At 44.5% G+C, this 16,953-nt stretch carries 17 protein-coding genes and 1 other annotated feature; of the genes, 3 read left to right on the plus strand and 14 right to left on the minus strand.

Features of this window, described 5'->3' with window-relative positions; genetic code table 11:
* Positions 1 to 36: 36 nt before the first annotated feature.
* Positions 37 to 266, minus strand: a binding site (T-box leader).
* A gap of 61 nt (positions 267 to 327) precedes the next feature.
* The 3 genes from dut to rpsO all read right to left on the minus strand — a co-directional run bounded on the left by dut (position 328) and on the right by rpsO (position 3,452).
* Positions 328 to 768 (minus strand): dUTP diphosphatase, encoded by a 441-nt coding sequence (dut, locus tag K360_RS0107140; protein ID WP_024822478.1) that lies wholly within the window; start codon positions 766 to 768, stop codon positions 328 to 330.
* Positions 765 to 3,041, minus strand: a complete 2,277-nt coding sequence (locus K360_RS0107145) for a polyribonucleotide nucleotidyltransferase (protein ID WP_024822479.1) — start codon at positions 3,039 to 3,041, stop codon at positions 765 to 767. Before K360_RS0107145 ends, dut begins: the two co-directional genes overlap by 4 nt.
* Positions 3,042 to 3,185: 144 nt before the next feature.
* Complete coding sequence (gene rpsO, locus K360_RS0107150; RefSeq protein WP_024822480.1) at positions 3,186 to 3,452, minus strand: 30S ribosomal protein S15; 267 nt, start codon at positions 3,450 to 3,452, stop codon at positions 3,186 to 3,188.
* Between the two features lie 253 nt (positions 3,453 to 3,705).
* Between rpsO and K360_RS0107155 the strand changes: the two genes are divergently transcribed.
* The gene (locus tag K360_RS0107155; RefSeq protein ID WP_024822481.1) at positions 3,706 to 4,386 is read left to right on the plus strand and encodes a response regulator transcription factor; all 681 of its coding nucleotides are present in this window, start codon (positions 3,706 to 3,708) and stop codon (positions 4,384 to 4,386) included.
* A 133-nt stretch (positions 4,387 to 4,519) separates the two neighbouring features.
* On the plus strand, positions 4,520 to 5,515 hold the full coding sequence (locus tag K360_RS11045; RefSeq protein ID WP_169728669.1) for a sensor histidine kinase: 996 nt from the start codon (positions 4,520 to 4,522) through the stop codon (positions 5,513 to 5,515).
* 82 nt (positions 5,516 to 5,597) lie between these two features.
* Here K360_RS11045 and K360_RS0107165 read toward each other — a convergent pair whose 3' ends face one another.
* The 8 genes from K360_RS0107165 to K360_RS0107195 form a co-directional block, all read right to left on the minus strand.
* Complete coding sequence (locus K360_RS0107165) at positions 5,598 to 7,001, minus strand: Do family serine endopeptidase (protein ID WP_024822483.1); 1,404 nt, start codon at positions 6,999 to 7,001, stop codon at positions 5,598 to 5,600.
* Positions 7,002 to 7,129: 128 nt separating this feature from the next.
* A complete protein-coding gene (locus tag K360_RS0107170; RefSeq protein ID WP_024822484.1) occupies positions 7,130 to 7,891 on the minus strand; it encodes a prolipoprotein diacylglyceryl transferase in 762 nt (253 codons plus the stop codon).
* Between the two features lie 3 nt (positions 7,892 to 7,894).
* Entirely contained in the window at positions 7,895 to 8,533 is a 639-nt protein-coding gene (jag, locus tag K360_RS0107175; RefSeq protein WP_024822485.1) for an RNA-binding cell elongation regulator Jag/EloR, read from the minus strand.
* Positions 8,534 to 8,573: 40 nt separating this feature from the next.
* The gene (locus K360_RS0107180; protein ID WP_024822486.1) at positions 8,574 to 9,365 is read right to left on the minus strand and encodes a YidC/Oxa1 family membrane protein insertase; all 792 of its coding nucleotides are present in this window, start codon (positions 9,363 to 9,365) and stop codon (positions 8,574 to 8,576) included.
* Between the two features lie 14 nt (positions 9,366 to 9,379).
* The gene (gene yidD, locus K360_RS0107185) at positions 9,380 to 9,625 is read right to left on the minus strand and encodes a membrane protein insertion efficiency factor YidD (protein ID WP_024822487.1); all 246 of its coding nucleotides are present in this window, start codon (positions 9,623 to 9,625) and stop codon (positions 9,380 to 9,382) included.
* Positions 9,626 to 10,000: a ribonuclease P protein component gene (locus tag K360_RS0107190; RefSeq protein WP_024822488.1), complete on the minus strand. Its 375-nt coding sequence runs from the start codon at positions 9,998 to 10,000 to the stop codon at positions 9,626 to 9,628.
* A 26-nt stretch (positions 10,001 to 10,026) separates the two neighbouring features.
* Positions 10,027 to 10,191: a 50S ribosomal protein L34 gene (gene rpmH / locus K360_RS10705; protein ID WP_414630720.1), complete on the minus strand. Its 165-nt coding sequence runs from the start codon at positions 10,189 to 10,191 to the stop codon at positions 10,027 to 10,029.
* A 45-nt stretch (positions 10,192 to 10,236) separates the two neighbouring features.
* Positions 10,237 to 12,201, minus strand: a complete 1,965-nt coding sequence (locus K360_RS0107195; RefSeq protein ID WP_024822489.1) for an ATP-dependent DNA helicase — start codon at positions 12,199 to 12,201, stop codon at positions 10,237 to 10,239.
* A gap of 102 nt (positions 12,202 to 12,303) precedes the next feature.
* Here K360_RS0107195 and rpsT point away from each other — a divergent pair, with 102 nt between their 5' ends.
* Positions 12,304 to 12,594 carry a 30S ribosomal protein S20 gene (gene rpsT / locus K360_RS0107200; RefSeq protein ID WP_024822490.1) on the plus strand — a complete coding sequence of 97 codons (291 nt, stop codon included), beginning with the start codon at positions 12,304 to 12,306 and terminating at the stop codon, positions 12,592 to 12,594.
* A gap of 59 nt (positions 12,595 to 12,653) precedes the next feature.
* Here rpsT and holA read toward each other — a convergent pair whose 3' ends face one another.
* From holA to K360_RS0107215, 3 genes are all read right to left on the minus strand, one after another.
* Positions 12,654 to 13,586, minus strand: coding sequence for a DNA polymerase III subunit delta (holA, locus tag K360_RS0107205; protein WP_156923379.1), 933 nt, complete (start codon positions 13,584 to 13,586; stop codon positions 12,654 to 12,656).
* A gap of 8 nt (positions 13,587 to 13,594) precedes the next feature.
* Positions 13,595 to 16,081: a leucine--tRNA ligase gene (gene leuS, locus K360_RS0107210; protein ID WP_024822492.1), complete on the minus strand. Its 2,487-nt coding sequence runs from the start codon at positions 16,079 to 16,081 to the stop codon at positions 13,595 to 13,597.
* Between the two features lie 78 nt (positions 16,082 to 16,159).
* Positions 16,160 to 16,951 carry a slipin family protein gene (locus K360_RS0107215; protein ID WP_024822493.1) on the minus strand — a complete coding sequence of 264 codons (792 nt, stop codon included), beginning with the start codon at positions 16,949 to 16,951 and terminating at the stop codon, positions 16,160 to 16,162.
* Positions 16,952 to 16,953: the final 2 nt, after the last annotated feature.

The following is a 16,953-nucleotide window of genomic DNA, read 5'->3' on the forward strand; positions in this document are numbered from 1 at the left end:
CTCCCTGCTGAAAATAATTAAGCCCACATCGCTCTTTCTGGAGACGATGTGGGCTTGATCGCGGTTCCACTCCAGTTCCAACTTTTTATTAAAAGTTGGCCCTCTTTGCGCTATAAGGGGCACTCCCCTGCACCTTATCCTTTAAAGGCTTCGATGCCGACTCCAGGATGGTTTTCGTAAAAGTCCGCTGGAAGAGGCTTTCAGCCTATAACCTCTCCTCTCTGTTCAGCTTGAACTTAAACTACTCTTCCCTTCATTGCCGTAGATATTCAGATATGCCTATTTGGCGAGATTTATACTACCTCTGCGCCAGAATGTCAACCAGCATCAATTCATTCCAGTACTTCCAAAACCGCCCTCTCCCCGCTGTGAAAGAGAGAGATTGGAAACTTCTTCCCATTCTAGCTGCACTACGGAAGCTAGAACCATCTGAGCTATTCTATCTCCTGGTTTTACGTGGTAAGGAGACTCACCGTGGTTAATCAAAATAACCCGTATCTCTCCACGATAATCGCTATCAATAGTGCCTGGAGCATTAAGCACAGTGACGCCCGAGCGTAAAGCTAAACCACTACGAGGTCTCACCTGAGCCTCATAGCCTTCAGGTAACTCTATGTACAGTCCAGTCCCTACGCTTCCCCATCCTCCTGGCTGTAGCACCAACTCTTCTGAAGCCCTAAGATCCACTCCTGATGAATAAGGGGTCCCGTATTCCGGTAAAGGGATGTCCTTACTTTGCCGGACAATTTTTACCGAAACTCGTCTCATCGGCGAGGGCCTCCCTGAGAGCGGCGATCCTGCCCCCCTCTTTCTTTTCCACTGCGATCATACCCACCGGTACGGCGCCCAGTGCTTGTGGGACGAGTGGCAGCGGCAGCCGCCACCTGAGAAGCAATAAGAGTTTCTCGTGTTTTTTCTTCGTTTAAAGAGGAGGCGAATCCTTCTTTTACCACCCGATCTTCTTGGTCAAAAAGTTTTTTACGAGTCAAATTCGTCCGTCCCATATCATCTATTTCCTTTACCATGACAAGAACAGCATCCCCCACAGAGAAGACATCCTCTACTTTCCCTACACGATGAGGGCTTATCTCGCTTATATGCAAAAGCCCCTCTTTTCCAGGGAGGCACTCTACGAAAGCACCAAAATTCATTATTCTGGTTACCTTCCCGAGATATATCTCTCCTGGCTCTAACTCCTTCGTTAGCCCCCTGATCATAGCAAGAGCTTTTTCTACCCCTTCGCTGGTCGTACTCGCTATATAAACTTCCCCTGAATCTTCTATATTAATTTTCGCACCAGATTCTTGCGTAATGCTGCGAATCATCTTACCACCTGGCCCAATAACATCTCGTATCTTTTCAGGATCAATATGAGTAACGTAAATTCGAGGAGCATACGGAGAAAGTTCCGTAGGCTGGGAAATGGCCGATCCCATAATATTGAGGATAGTCATTCGACCTTCTTGGGCCTGATTCAAAGCTTTCTTAAGGATATCTCGCGTAATACCTCCAGCCTTATTATCCATTTGCAGGGCAGTAACACCGTCTCGAGTTCCAGCAACTTTAAAATCCATATCTCCATAATGATCTTCCAGACCTTGAATATCCGTAAGGATTTCTACTTTTTCTCCCTCTTTGATAAGCCCCATAGCTATTCCAGCCACGTGCTTTTTTATTGGAACTCCGGCTGCCATAAGGGCCAGACTTCCACCACAAATCGAGGCCTGAGAGCTGGAACCATTGGATTCGAGAATATCAGATACTATTCTAACGACATAAGGGAAATCTACTTCATCTGGAATCATGGGGCGCAACGCTCGTTCTGCCAACGCTCCATGACCAATCTCTCTTCGTCCCGGCCCCCTCATGGGGCGAACTTCACCAACAGAGTAAGGAGGGAAATTATAGTGAAGAATGAAGCGTTTATTTGGCTCATCCTGTTTAAGGCCGTCCAAAATCTGATCATCAACACCCATCATACCAAGAGTGGCAACAACAAGCGCTTGAGTCTCACCTCGAGTAAATAAAGCTGAGCCGTGTACCCGTGGCAATACGTCCACTTCACATGTGATGGGACGAATTTGGTTCATTGCTCGACCATCGACTCGTACATGTTCGTCTAGAATACGGGCTCGCATAGTCTTTTTAACCATCTCATCAACCGCAGCGCTAATGTACCCTTCAGATTCAGGATAGGCTTCTGCAAAACGGTCTATTGCTGTATCTTTAATAGACTGAATCCTATCTGCCCGGGGTTTCTTCTTATGAATACACACCGCTTCATAGACACTTTGCTGCATTGATTCATGGAGCCATTGATCTATCTCTGGCAATACCTCTGGGGCTGGTATTTCTACCTTTTCTTTCCCCATCTCTTTCCACATCTCTTCCTGCAGCGCCACTATCTTTTTTATCTCCGCATGGGCCAGATCCAAAGCATCTACAAGAAGTTCTTCCGATACTTCATTAGCTCCAGCCTCCACCATTGTAATACCATCTTTATGACCAGAAACAAGCAAATCCAGTTTAGAATTTGCCATCATTTCTTCTGTCGGATTCACTACAAGCTGATCATCTATATACCCGATTCGCACCGCGCCAATAGGGCCTCCCCAAGGGATCTCAGAAATCATAAGGGCTGCAGAAGCTGCGTTAATGGCCAACACACTCGGCGGGTTCAACTGATCTACAGATAGAACCGTAGCCACAACCTGAACTTCGTATCTCAGATTTTCATCAAAGAGGGATCGGATGGACCTATCCACAACTCTAGCACTCAATATAGCCGTTTCAGTAGGACGTCCTTCTCTTTTAATAAACCCACCTGGAATTTTCCCGGCCGAATAATAACGTTCCTCAAAATCCACCACTAATGGGAAAAAATCTATTCCCGTTCTCGGGGTATCGTTGATACAGGCAGTTGTTAAAACTACCGTATCTCCAACTTGGGCTACAACAGCTCCATTCGCTTGTTTAGCCACTTTCCCCATCTCAAAGGTCATAAGCTGACCTCCGATCTCGATTGAAAATTTCTTTTCCATACGTTGTTCCTCCTCTATTTTCTACCTCTTCGAAATTCACTGGATAAGAATAACACATTGAGCAAAAAAAGTGCGAGAGCCAACAGCCGCTCTCGCACAAAACTCTCATTCTTTTTTAAGAAAAAAGATCTAACCTTCACTCGATTAGTGACGAAGCCCAAGTCGCTCAATCAGCTCTTTGTATCTGTTAAAATCTTTGTCTCTCAGATAGCGAAGAAGCTTGCGCCGCTTACCAACCATCTTAAGAAGCCCCCGTCTTGAATGGAAGTCATTCGTATGCTTTTTCATGTGTTCCGTCAGTTCTCTAATGCGAGTGGTTAACATTGCAACCTGAACCTCAGGAGACCCAGTATCAGCACTGTGTGTACGAAATTCCTCAATGATCTGCTGTTTCTGCTCTTTCTCTAACATATAACTCACCTCATAGACTAAAATCCCGAAACCAAGAAATACATCTACCTGTATATCCTAGTAAAGGGTCTTAGCAATATTATCACGATGATAAGATTCTGACAATTGCCCATTCCGTAGAAAAATACCCTCGGCAAAAATACAGAATTTTATAGAATATCTAATTCTGCACTCGACATGGTTTTAAAGATATGGTTAAATAATAAAGAGTTAACGTAAATTGCAAAAATCTAGGAGCGGGGGGGGGATAGACATGTCGTTGCTTATTATCGAAGATAATAAGGATCTTGTCCAGGTTCTCGCCGAAGGCTTTGCAGAGAGTGGGTACTCTGTGGAGCGAGCTTATACAGGAGAAGAGGGCCTGGAGAAGGCAAAGAATCCAGAATGTGAATGTATTATTCTGGATCTTATGTTGCCAGGAATTAGCGGTCTAGAAGTGCTTGACAGACTTCGGGCCGACGGAGCAGTTACACCTATCATTATTTTGACAGCCAAAGACAGCGTAGACGATAAAGTGGAAGGCCTCAATAAAGGTGCAGATGATTTTCTTGTGAAACCTTTTGATTTCCGCGAGCTACTTGCACGTGTTAGAACGTTGTTAAGACGGAATGTAGACCTACAACATCATTTACTTCACTGTGGACCTCTCACAATGGATCCTGTTGCTCGGGAATGCCGAGTAGAAAATGATGTTTTACCACTGAGAAGAAGAGAGTTCGATATCTTGGATCTTCTTTTGCGTCATGAAAATCAGGTTTTTACCAGGGAAAAGATTATTTCTCAAGTTTGGCAAAAAGAATATGATGGAACGAGCAACGTAGTGGATGTCCATATTAAATATTTGCGAGACAAGCTTCGCGAATACGGTTTGGACACAATTGTAGTAACCGTACGAGGAGTAGGGTATAAAGTTAGTTGCCCCGAGTGCAGTTAAACGGGCGCCAACAATGCGCCAGTGATAAGCTTTGCGACCTCGCAAACTACTCAAACTACTGAAGAGATTCTCTTATAATGTTATAACAAGACGAGGGGGCAATCTGAAGTTAGTCAGGTTGTCCCTTTTTGCCATGCTTGTTATTTTTGTCTCTATTGTAGCTGGCATCTGGTCCTATAAGGCCGGAAAAATTGTCATTGCGCACTTGTTCTGGGCCGTAACAATTGTAATTCTTACTTTTCTTTTTTGTTATTGGCATATGGAGCTTCGTTTTATGATCCCCCTCCGAAAGGTAGCTATCAGTTTACATAAACAGCGAAAAAAAGAAGACCATGTTCGAATCCCTTTTCTCGGGAAGCAACCAGTGCTAGTGGAACTGCGCAATAATGTAAACGACCTTCTGAACCAGTATGATGAATCCATGGCTCAGCTTAAGCAGCTTTCTGCCGATACAAGTCACGAACTGAGAACGCCTCTTTCCGTTATAAAAGGGAAAATAGAGATAGCCCTTATGACCCCAAGAGAGCCTCTCTATTACCAACAAAAGTTTGAAGAAATTCGAATGCATGTAGATAATATGCAGCAAATAGTCGAGGCCATTTTGGAGCTATCCCGTTTCTCAAAATTTGCAGGTCCCGAATGGATGGAGCCAATAGACCTTCTTATGGCCGCCGATGAAGCCTGTGAAAACATGGCTCCTCTCATAAAGAAATCAAGACACCAAATCCTGAAGCAGAAGCTTTCTTTTGCTCCAGTTTTTGGGAGCCTGGATTTGCTTACTCGGGTCGTCTCAAACCTTTTAGATAACGCTAGCAAATACACTCCCGAAGGAGGAACCATCGGAGTGGAAACATGGAGCGATATAAAAAAGCAAAAAGCTTATCTGAGGGTATGGGATACAGGACAAGGTATGGATGAATATGCCATTCAAAAGTGCCGAGATCTCTTTTGGCGTGCCGATACTGCTCGAACTGGCGGCGGCTATGGACTTGGCCTCTCTTTGGTACAACGTATAGCAGAACTCCATCGAGCTCAAATGGATATACAATCAACAATTGGGAAGGGGTCTTCGTTCACCCTTGCTTTTAAGTTAGACAGTAACGCACTTTCCGATTATGACACCTACTAAACAACCCGAGAGCTTCTGGGATGTAACTCCCCCAGAAGCTCTCGGGTATTATTTTATTTGATTATGAGTTAAAACAAACTCACTAAAAACTCATAGACACAAAGAACGTTCGTCCATCACGCGCAAGAAGAAGCACTACAGAACGGTCTTTCTCACCAACAGCCCTATCCAAGTCGCTTACTTTGACTATTTTTCGCCCGTTAGCTTCTAAAATCATATCTCCCTCTCGAATGCCCGACCTCATAGCAAAAGAGCCAGCTTCAACCCCAACTATAACAATACCATCTTCTCTCTTAAGTCCATACTTCGAACGCAGCTGACTTGTAACATCACTCACCCGCAAACCGATGGTACTTAAAAGCTCTGAAGTCTTAGGAGCCTGAGTTGTATCCTCTGCCCCATCTGGAGAAGAAGATACTTCTGTCAACTTCACCGTTACTTTTTGCACATCTCTTTTCCTGACGATGTCAATCTCTACTTTGTCTCCAGCCATAGACTGCCGAATTTTATAGACAAAATCTTGATGGTTTTTAATTTTATTCCCATTTACAGCTGTTACTACATCTCCACGCTGAAGCCCAGCCTTTGCCGCAGGAGAGCCCGGAACCACATCGCTAATAACAGCTCCTTCCTCTTCTTTTACGCCGTAAGCTGAGGCAAATTCCTTAGTAAGAGGCTGGACATACACTCCTAACCATCCTCGTTTAACTTTGCCATATTTTACCAAGTCATTCATAACCTGCTTCGCCATGTTTATAGGAATAGCAAAACCTATCCCTTGAGCATACGGGACAATAGCGCTATTAATGCCCACTACTTCCCCAGAAAGATTGATGAGGGGGCCACCACTATTCCCAGGGTTAATGGCCGCATCAGTTTGTAAAAAGCCTTCAAAATTAACATCCCCTGCGTGGATACTTCTGTTTTTAGCAGAAACAACTCCCACCGTTACAGTGTGTTCAAGTCCAAAGGGGTTCCCTATGGCTACGACCCACTCCCCTACTTCCAAACGATCAGAATCACCCAAGTTTAATACAGGAAGTTTCTTTGCTTCGATCTTAATGACAGCCAAATCAAAAGTGGGATCTGTACCAAGAACCTTCGCCGGAAACGTCCGGCCATCCGAAAGAGTCACTGTAATTTTATCAGCACCCTCTACTACGTGGTTATTTGTCAAAATCTGTCCCTCTTCTGTTACAACAAAACCAGAGCCACGACCCTTCATTGGAATAGTGCGAGAAAATCGTTGAAACTCATCGCCAAAGAACTGCCTGAAGATAGGGTCATCAGGGAAAGGCATTACTGACCGAGTAACCATGGTTTCCACGTCAATATTCACTACTGCTGGAGACGTTTCTTTTGCTATCTTAGCCACCGGATTCCCCGTAAAAACATCCTGCGCCAATATAGGAGTCGTGCTCATGACCCCGAAAAGAACCGCCAAAACGGCGATAAAAGCAATCACATTACACGTTCTTTTCACCATACTTCACCTCCGCTAAAATATCTCTTGTTCATTACACTCTTATTGTATAAGGATTAAAGGAAAAGGCATCGTAGGTTTTACCTATCTCATAATAATGAACTTTCCTGGTCTCGGTGCTGCTACTAAAACTATGGTCGACGCATTTGAACAATGGAAAAGACACCCCATACTGCACCTGTGATTACAAGAAAGGAACTGCTCATAAAAAATGAACGCCTTTGGGCAAACCAATCGATACGCAAAGGATCGATAAGGAAGCGGGAACAACCATATAAAAAGCAAAAAAGAGGCCAAAGAATCGCTTGGTGATGTTTTCTTTCTAATGCACCTATTCGTCCCTCTACTTCTTGAAGAATCCAGAGTATTGCAAGGGCACTAAAAGCATAATAAAGCTCTGTAGGATGACGAAGAAGCCGATTTGGGTCAATGGGAAAACGTATCCCCCAAGGAAAAGAAGTCTCCACTCCGGCGCAACATCCGTTCAAAAAGCACCCCCATCTTCCTATAGCAAAAACTACGGAAGCAGGCAAAGCAGAAGCCTCTGTAACTCGCCATAATGGGATCTTCCGTACCCATAAAATGATAAGGGTGCCCAAAACTCCTCCTATAAAAGCATGGAAGGAAGAAAGACCTCCCTCTCCAAAATAAAATAAGCGCAGGGGATTTTCCCAAATAATGCCAGGATGCTTAAGATATATGCTGACACTCATTCCCGCTATAATACCTAAACCTGCTCCTGACAATAAAAATATTACATCATGTGGAAGCAACCCATAGCGAATCACTGAACGAGAGTATGTCCATAAAAAGCCTACAAATAAAGCAACGGTCCACAGCATATAATAGCTGTAGACCGTAAAAGGACCAAGATGGAACAAGACCTGATGCATCTTTTAATAGCGCCGCTTTCCTCGCTGGGATAGCGTAGGGCAAATTATAACTTTTCGAGACGGCTCTTCCCCCACAGATCGAGTGGTTACATCTTCTCTATCCTTCAGTGCCAAATGGATAATCCGTCGCTCCCAACTCGTCATGGGCTCAAGATAGGCAGGTTTCCCTCTTCGCACAGCCTTTCTGGCAGCAGCAAGAGCTAAACGTTGAAGACTTGCCTCTCTTCTATCACGGTACCCATCGCTATCTAGATGGAGACGCCCCTCTCTATTTTCATCACGAAGCATTAGGTTCAGCAGATATTCCATGGCTTTCAATGTCTCCCCGTATTTGCCAATAACAATACCTGCATCTTCTCCAGAAAGATTCAAAACTCCTTCTTCGGAACCTTCTACTGTAACAGACAAATTCATGAAAGATAAAAGATCCGCGGCCACCTCTTCCCCTTTCAACACACAAAGAGGAGCTACTGGCCATACTTCTACTCGAAGTTTTCTTCCCAGCAAACCAAAAAAGCTTTTTTCCTCTTCTATAATTTTGACAAAGAAATCGTCAGGGTTCAAACCAAACCGAGCCGCAGCCTGTTTTTTAGCTTCTTCAACAGAACTTACTTCGAACACCATTTTGTCCTGCTCTGTCATTTATAGTCCTCCTTCAACACAAAACCCTGCGCAGGATATGCTACTCTTCTCCTTTTCCAGAGGGCCTATTTTTATGAAGTACGGGCTTATTCTGTAACTCCACAGCAGTTTTTTTGGTAATCCACCACTGTTGAGCAACTCCCAGAAAAGAAGAAACCCCCCAATAAAGCAAAACGCCTCCCGGCAAACTAAGACAGATGAAGGTCAGGAAAAGAGGCATAAACCAGCTCATCATTGCCGCTTGCGGATTCCCAGAAGAACTCAGTTGTTGCTGAGCCCACGTAAGAAATCCCACCACCACAAGGAGAAGAAGGTTGCCGCCATATACAGAAACATGTACCAATCCAGCAGGATTTGAAAGGATTCCAGAGAGGACAGTCATGGCTCCAATTTTCGTTTCAGCAGGAAGAGATACCGCCTTTGCCAAGGTCGTTAAAACCGACCCTTCAAGGCTGATAAATCCTAAAAAGGGTTCACTGCCAAAATTGTAATTCATAAGCAACCGGAAAAGAAGGATCAAGATCGGAAGTTGTACGAGAAGAGGTAAACATCCAGCAGCAGGATTCACCTTATTTTCCTTGTACAAATTCATAATCTCTCTGTTAAGAGTCTCCTTGTCATCCTTATATTTCTCTTGCAGCATTTTCATACGGGGTTGCAGCACCTGCATTTTCTGCATGCTTACCATCTGTTTATGCGTTAGAGGGTGAAGCAAAACCCTCACCGCTAGAGTCAGCAAAATAATGGCCAGACCCCACGATCCTGTCAAATTATGAAGTGTTTCCAAGATAAGAAGCATAAAATCCCCTGCTGCTTTCCAGAGAGCACCCACTCTATTCACCATCCTCAATCAGAATTATGCAATTTAGGGTTATTAGGCACAGGATCATATCCTCCAGGGTGCCAAGGACCGCATTTTAAAATACGCATCACCCCGAGACGTATACCTGTCAATACCCCATATTTCTCTATGGCCTCAAGAGTATATTGAGAACAAGTAGGATAAAATCGGCAATTTTTGCCCAACATAGGAGAGATACATTTTTGATAGAAACGAATCGCCGCTACAGCACATTGCGTTCCTATTTTCATTCAATTATCACTTCGATCCTTCTCGAGGTCCCACTTTTCTCCTGGCCACACATCGTTAAGAAGCCCTAACCCTTTCAACAACTTGGCCATATCATAATATACTTCTCGGCTTCCTGCAGAAAGCCCTGCTGTACGAAGAGAGAAAACATACCAATATGGCCCCTTCATCCAAGGGAGAAGCCGACGGACCCCTTCCCTTAAAATACGTCTTCCCCTGTTGCGAACATATGCTTTCCCTTGGCGCTTCCCCACTGCAAAACCGACTCTGGTACAGCTATCTGGCGCCTGAACAAACAGCAACCGCACCAGCTCGCCTTTGGAGCGACTGCCGGTGCGGAAAACATGATCATATTCCCAACCTTTTTTGAGTCGCACAGAGCGTGAATACCCGAGTTTCAAAGCTACACAGTCAGGCGTTTACGCCCCTTGCGTCTCCGGTTGCGAAGAATTCTCAATCCGCTGGGAGAGCTGGAACGGGCAAGAAAACCCATTTTTCTCTTTCGCGGTCTATTATGGGGCTGAAAAGTACCTTTATTCACGACTACACCTCCCAGAAACAAAGTCACACACAGACGCAAAAAGACTGAAAATCAATCAGCTTTGATACTATATCACACCGTTTTCCCATGAGCAACAGAATTGGTTTTAACAGATAATCGTCTTATAGGTACTGGTGGCAAATCTCTACGTATATGCCAGCTCTGCCTATCTATTACACGACCATCGAGAATAACGGCTCTACCACGATCATGACTGGAACGAATGAGACGACCTATAGCTTGGCGAAGGAGCATACGAGCTTGAGGAAGAGTTACAGAAAGAAATGCTTTTTTCCCCTCTAATTCGTTCCTGGCCTGCACTATGGGATCTTTGGGATGGGGGAACGGGATGCGATCGATAATGACTTGCGTTAACCCTTCTCCCGGAACATCAACACCTTCTCTAAAAGAAACGCTGCCGACAAGAACACTGGAGACATCTTCCCTAAAACGTTCCAATAGTTCTGTACGAGGCAAATCGTTCTGGACAAAAACATCGTAGTCTCTTTTAACTCGCTTCATCCACTCCCCTACTTTTTTGACGAGACGCATAGAGCTTAAAAGAACAAGAGAGCTCCCTCTGTTCTCGTCACAAAGATGCCCCACCACACGACACACACGTTCATCATATCCTTCATCAATCACTCGAAGCCCTAAATCTACAATTAAAACTTCCATTTGATGGGGCAAATCGAAAGGAGAATCCAAAACACACGTTTCAGTTGGTTTTATGCCTGTTTCTCTCTGCCAGAATTCAAAAGAACCGCCCACTGTCATCGTTGCAGACACAGCAAATATTTTTTTCGGGTTTTGAGAATGAAGGCCTTCAGAAACACTAGCAGAACAAACCGTCGGCTCACTTACGAGTGTCCGTTTTTCACGCCAGTATGCCCACTCAGGGAAGTGCTCAACAGCCAAGCACCAAAGAAGAGAAGCAGAAAAAAGCCTCAACTCTTCTACCCAAGCTAAAGCTATAGCCAACTGATCTTCATCTCTGTTAAACCCCTCATCGGCTCTAAATTCGTCCACCTGATCTAAGATTTTCAAAGCCTCTTCTATATGGGAAACCACAAGTTGCCCACTACGAAAAAGCTCGTCATTTTTAGAGGGGATTAACACGCCATCTGGAGTTGATACTTCCAATAGTTCAAAAAGACGATTCCCCTCCTCTCTGGCTAATGAGAGTTGATCTCGTAAAGTTATTACATTCTCTTCTCTCGTTTGTAAATAAGATTCCGCTATCGATGCTCCCTTGCTCCGCAATAAACGAACCAGATCTTCCCAAGCAACGCTTACAGAAGTTACAGATCGGGCAGCATCTACCATACGATGAGCTTCATCACAGATTAAAATGTGGAAATCTACGGGGAAAGCCTTTCCCACTCCAAGAACATACGCAAAGTACATATGATAATTAGAAACAACAACATTCCAGTCTTGGGCCTTTTTAAGAGCCTTTTGGACAAAACACTGTTCCCTATAAGGACATCGATGGCCTAGGCACCCTCTCATCTGGGCTGATACCCTGGGGAAAATGGGAGAGTCTGAGGGGAGCTTGAGCTCTGAAAGATCGCCAGTCTCCGTTCTCTGTAACCACTCGGAAAGGTACATAGAAGCCGCGCCACTATCTCCGAAAGAAAGGAACCCTTCATGCTCCATCTCTAACGCCCGGCGAAGACACACATAATTGTTTCTCCCTTTGAGAAGCCCATAAGAAAAATGAAGACCTAACACTTCCCCTAAACGAGGTAGGTCTTTTCGAATCAGCTGTTCTTGCAAGGTAATTCCAGCAGTGAGAACCAAAATCTTCTCCTCAGCAGGGATAGCCGCTAAAAGAGCTGGGATAAGAAGTGCAAATGTTTTTCCTACCCCAGTAGGAGCCTCTGCCGCTACAATGCTTTCTTCTCTTGATTCCAATACTTCCCAGACTTTTTGGGCTAATAATAATTGCGGTTCCCTATATTCATAATTATTAAAATGCTTCTCCAAGACCCCCCCTGGAGCAAATATCTGATTCATAGGGCTCTCTATAATCATCGGAATAACCTCTCTTCTCTATGGCGAAACCACAAGTCTATTGCTAATATATCAAAGAGCGTGTTAAAATGTGGTGCGTTTTATGGGGAGGAGGTGAAGGAAATGCCCAACAAGAAGTCCGCAGAAAAAAGGATGAGAACCAGCGAAAAGAACCGGCTTTACAATCGCTATTGGTCAAGCCGCTGCAAAACCGCAGTCAAAAAGGTTCTTGAAGCTGTTGATGACCAGGACACTGAGCTGGCCGAAAAACGACTTCAGGAAGCCCAGAGTGTTATTGATAAGGCTATAGTGAAGGGCGTTATGCATCGAAATACAGGCGCCCGCCGGAAATCGCTTTTAACCAACAAGGTTAAAACTCTCGCCGGAGAAGTTGTTGAAGTCAGCCAGGAATAAGAGGCTTCCACCCATAAAAATTTTGTTTTTTAGCTGAGTAAGGGATCAACGTCCTAGACTCAGCTTTTTTTATGAGAGGTCCTCTTTTGAGACAAAAGCCTTAATATGGACGTCTCCAAGCCCAACCATCCTTTACCTAACCCTGTTTTTTCCCCGTAAGAAAAAGCTATTAGTTCCACCAAAAATCTGGAAAGATCTTCTTTAGAATAATTTTTTTTCGCCTCGGCTGCCATTTTCCACGCGTAATTTCGAATGTTCAAAAAGCTCGTAAGCTGCTTCTCTGGTAAAGATGGGAAAAAGGCTTGATAAAGTACAGGCCGAAATCGGTTGTAAATGGCTGCCACTAGAGGTAAAAAAGGCATACTATCTCTCAGGTGGGGAAAGGCTTTTAGTATCTCTTCTCTATCCCCCTGACATAATCCATCAAGGAGACGAAGAAGGCTATTACGCCCCTCATCGAAAGAAAGAGCTTTGACAATCTCTGACGATATAACCTGTCCCTTCGCAAAAAAGCCAAGTTTCATTATTTCGCTGCGAAGCTCTTCTCCGTCTTCGATCCATTCCACCAATAAAGAAGCAGCTTCACGATCTATTTTTATTCCCTCATTCTTACAAAGCCCCAAAAGCCAGTTCAACCGAGCTGACGGCCAGAATGGAATTTCATCTGCTTTCAAAACAGCGGCATATCGAAGAGCCTCTCGAGGAATATATTTAGAAGGGCTCCCTTCGTAAACAAGAAGAACTGTCGATGACTCATCTCCTTGAAAGAAAGGGATCATTTCTTTAGGGAGGGGACCCAGATCCTCAGCAGACTCTACGACCAGCAGTTGTCGATCAACAAAAAGGCTTTGATTTTGTCCTACGGCTAGGACATCTTGCCAAAAGCCTCCTTCTTTTCTGCCAGAAAGCATGAATCCTTTTTTTTGATACCTTTCTATTGTTTCGGAAAGAAGGCGCCTCTGAGAAGCCTCAGAGGCGCTAATTATCACCATATGGGGCACTAGCCCTTCACCACCACATTAACAAGCTTATCTGGAACAACAATAATCTTCACTACGCCCTTTCCCTCTATTCGACTTCGTACCGCCTCTTCGCCCATAACCTTGTTTTGCAATTCTTCTTTTGAAAGGCCAGCAGGCAAATCTAATCTATGGCGAACTTTGCCATTTATCTGGACTACTATGGTGACTGAATCCAGAACAAGGGCAGAAGGATCAGCTTGGGGCCAGGGGAGCATGGACAGCTGTACATCATTGCCGACAAGCTGCCAGAGTTCTTCACTAATATGAGGGCAGAAAGGGTTAAGGCAAACCAGCAATGCCTCTACTCCTTCTCTGATAAGAGCCCAATCTTTAGCGTCTTCTGGTTTACATGACGAAGTAGTATTTAAAAGTTCCATGAGCCGAGCAACAGCTGTATTAAACTGTCGTTCCTCTTCTATGTCTCGCGTTACACCAGCAATAGTCGTATGAATTTTCCTTTTGAAATCGCGACGATCCTGCTGGGTTAAACTCTCCATAGCCACTGGCTCTTTAGAAGCATTTTTTAACCCTTCGAGGTTTTCTTCTACATAACGCCAAACTCTGTTGAGGAATCGGTGGTTTCCTTCTACGCCTTGCTCAGACCACTCCAGATCATTTCCAGGAGGAGCCGCAAAGAGAATAAAGAGCCGAGCCGTATCAGAACCGTATTTTTTAATAATTTCATCAGGATCTACAACATTCCCTATGGATTTCGACATTTTTGCCCCATCTTTAATGACCATCCCTTGAGTAAGAAGGTTGGTAAAAGGTTCCCGTGCCGTGCACAAACCAAGATCGGCAAAAACCTTCATAAAGAATCGAGAATAGATGAGGTGCATACAGGCATGCTCTATACCACCAATATATTGATCCACTGGCAACCAATAATCAGCGGCTTCCCGAGAAAAGGGTTTCTTATCATTCCATGGGTCAGTATAACGAAGCTGATACCATGAAGAACATATAAAAGTATCCATGGTATCTACCTCACGACGAGCAGGGCCTCCGCATATAGGGCAAACCGTATTACGCCACTCGTCGGCTTCTACCAAAGGAGACTGACCGCCTTCTTTAACCGTCAGATCTGTAGGCAGCAAGACTGGAAGGTCTTTTTCCGGCACAGGAACAACTCCACAATGATCGCAATACACCACAGGAATAGGAGCACCCCAATAACGTTGACGGGAGATAAGCCAATCTCGAATACGGAAGTTCACCTCGCGTTTGCAGAACTTCTTCTCCTCGCCCCAGTCGAGCATACGAACAATAGCTTCTTGAGTAGGCAAGCCACTAAACTCGCCAGAGTTAAAAGATAATCCGTCCTCTTCGAAAGCCTCTTTCATTGTTTCCCCGTCTAGCTTCTCTCCATCAGAGGGCTGAATAACGACTGTCACTGGAATATTATACTTTCTGGCGAACTCGAAGTCTCGCTGATCATGGGCCGGAACTCCCATAATTGCTCCCGTACCGTAATCCATCAAAATATAGTTCGCAATCCACAAGGGAGCTTCTTTGCCAGTTACCGGATTAGTGGCATAGAAACCTGTAAAAATTCCCTTCTTCTCTCCACCTACAGCCGTTCGGTCTATTTCGCTCTGGCTAATACACTCGTCTACAAAAGCCCTAATCTCAGATCCATTAGACGCTTTCTCTATAATAGTTTCTACAAGAGGATGTTCAGGAGCCAACGCCAGGAACGTAACGCCAAAAATCGTGTCAAATCGAGTAGTAAAGGTCTCGATTTGCTGGTCAAGTTCTTTCGCATGGAAAGTAAGACGAGCTCCCTCTGAACGCCCAATCCAATTTTTCTGCATTAGACGCACTCGTTCCGGCCAGCCAGGAAGATGGTCCAGATCGTCAAGAAGTTCCTGCGCATAATCTGTAATGCGGAAAAACCACTGCTCAAGATTTTTCTTCACGACTTTCGTATTACAACGCCAACAGTGTCCTTCGCTATCTACCTGCTCATTCGCCAATACTGTATTACATTTGTTACACCAATTTACCGGTGCCTTCTTCCGGTACGCCAACCCCTTCTTAAAAAACTGAAGGAAAATCCATTGCGTCCAGCGATAATAATCAGGTTCGCATGTCTCTACACATCGTCGCCAGTCATAGCTGCAGCCCATCCGTTTCAACTGATCGATCATGTGTTCAATATTGTTCTTCGTCCACGTATACGGTGGAAGGCCATATTTTAGGGCTGCGTTTTCTGCAGGGAGGCCGAAGGCATCAAACCCCATAGGATGTAAAACATTGTACCCTTTCTTCCATAGGAATCGAGCCATCATATCACCAATGGAATAATTGCGGAGGTGCCCCATATGAAGAGCACCGCTAGGGTAAGGGAACATCTCAAGACAATAAAACTTCTTTTTGGAAGGATCGTTTTCTACGTTAAACGTTCCTTCTTCCTCCCATATTTTTTGCCATTTTTGCTCAATAGAATGGAAATCATAAGCCATGCATCTGCCTCCTTGCACTCAATACATGAAATCGTATTTAGGGATTATATCCCTCAGACTTAAAATGTGCAAAAATTCTTACGAAGGATCTTCCTCTTTTGCACGTCTAAGGAACGGTTTTATCAAATCCATAGGGAGCGGGAAAAACGTCGTAGAATTCCTCTCGCTGGCAATTTCTTTCAATGTTTGCAAATAACGGAGTTGTAATGTTATGGGAGAGACCTCCATCTGGCGAGCAGCTTCGCTCAAAGTTGTAGCTGCCTGCAATTCTCCCTCTGCATTAATAATCTTTGACCGCCGCTCTCGCTCTGCTTCTGCTTGTTTCGCCATCGCTCGTTTCATGGCCTCAGGCAATTCAAGTTCTTTCACTTCCACAGCGCTTACTTTGATTCCCCACGGATCTGTCCTCTCATCAATAATTTTCTGGAGAGCGCTATTGATCTTCTCTCTGGACGAAAGAACCTCATCTAGTTCCGCAGCACCAATTACCGAGCGAAGAGTGGTCTGAGACAAAAGACTCGTAGCCAGCATGTAATTTTCCACTTCAATAACAGAGTTAGTTGGATCCATAACCCTGAAGTAGACAACTGCATTCACCTTGATAGGAACATTATCTCGAGTAATAACTTCCTGTACTGGAACATCAAGAGTGACCACTCGAAGGTCTACTCTTATAATCTTATCGACAAATGGTATCACTATAACCAAACCTGGCCCTTTTGCCCCCGCTAGTCTACCAAGACGAAAGACGACAACTCGCTGAAATTCTGGGACTATCTTAATTGCCGATGCCAAGAAAAAAAGAAGAATAATGATAAACCCAAAAGAGCTGCCTAGATTAAAAAGGAAATATAAAAGACCATCCATCATAT

It is taken from the genome of Aminobacterium mobile DSM 12262, from assembly GCF_000526395.1.
Lineage (GTDB): Bacteria > Synergistota > Synergistia > Synergistales > Aminobacteriaceae > Aminobacterium > Aminobacterium mobile.

Bases quoted from the DNA above. Each gene is read 5' to 3' on its own strand.
- dut (WP_024822478.1), bottom strand. From the start codon at position 768: ATGAGACGAGTTTCGGTAAAAATTGTCCGGCAAAGTAAGGACATCCCT.
- K360_RS0107145 (WP_024822479.1), bottom strand. From the start codon at position 3,041: ATGGAAAAGAAATTTTCAATCGAGATCGGAGGTCAGCTTATGACCTTT.
- rpsO (WP_024822480.1), bottom strand. From the start codon at position 3,452: ATGTTAGAGAAAGAGCAGAAACAGCAGATCATTGAGGAATTTCGTACA.
- K360_RS0107155 (WP_024822481.1), top strand. From the start codon at position 3,706: ATGTCGTTGCTTATTATCGAAGATAATAAGGATCTTGTCCAGGTTCTC.
- K360_RS11045 (WP_169728669.1), top strand. From the start codon at position 4,520: ATGCTTGTTATTTTTGTCTCTATTGTAGCTGGCATCTGGTCCTATAAG.
- K360_RS0107165 (WP_024822483.1), bottom strand. From the start codon at position 7,001: ATGGTGAAAAGAACGTGTAATGTGATTGCTTTTATCGCCGTTTTGGCG.
- K360_RS0107170 (WP_024822484.1), bottom strand. From the start codon at position 7,891: ATGCATCAGGTCTTGTTCCATCTTGGTCCTTTTACGGTCTACAGCTAT.
- jag (WP_024822485.1), bottom strand. From the start codon at position 8,533: ATGACAGAGCAGGACAAAATGGTGTTCGAAGTAAGTTCTGTTGAAGAA.
- yidD (WP_024822487.1), bottom strand. From the start codon at position 9,625: ATGAAAATAGGAACGCAATGTGCTGTAGCGGCGATTCGTTTCTATCAA.
- K360_RS0107195 (WP_024822489.1), bottom strand. From the start codon at position 12,201: ATGATTATAGAGAGCCCTATGAATCAGATATTTGCTCCAGGGGGGGTC.
- rpsT (WP_024822490.1), top strand. From the start codon at position 12,304: ATGCCCAACAAGAAGTCCGCAGAAAAAAGGATGAGAACCAGCGAAAAG.
- holA (WP_156923379.1), bottom strand. From the start codon at position 13,586: ATGGTGATAATTAGCGCCTCTGAGGCTTCTCAGAGGCGCCTTCTTTCC.
- leuS (WP_024822492.1), bottom strand. From the start codon at position 16,081: ATGGCTTATGATTTCCATTCTATTGAGCAAAAATGGCAAAAAATATGG.
- K360_RS0107215 (WP_024822493.1), bottom strand. From the start codon at position 16,951: ATGATGGATGGTCTTTTATATTTCCTTTTTAATCTAGGCAGCTCTTTT.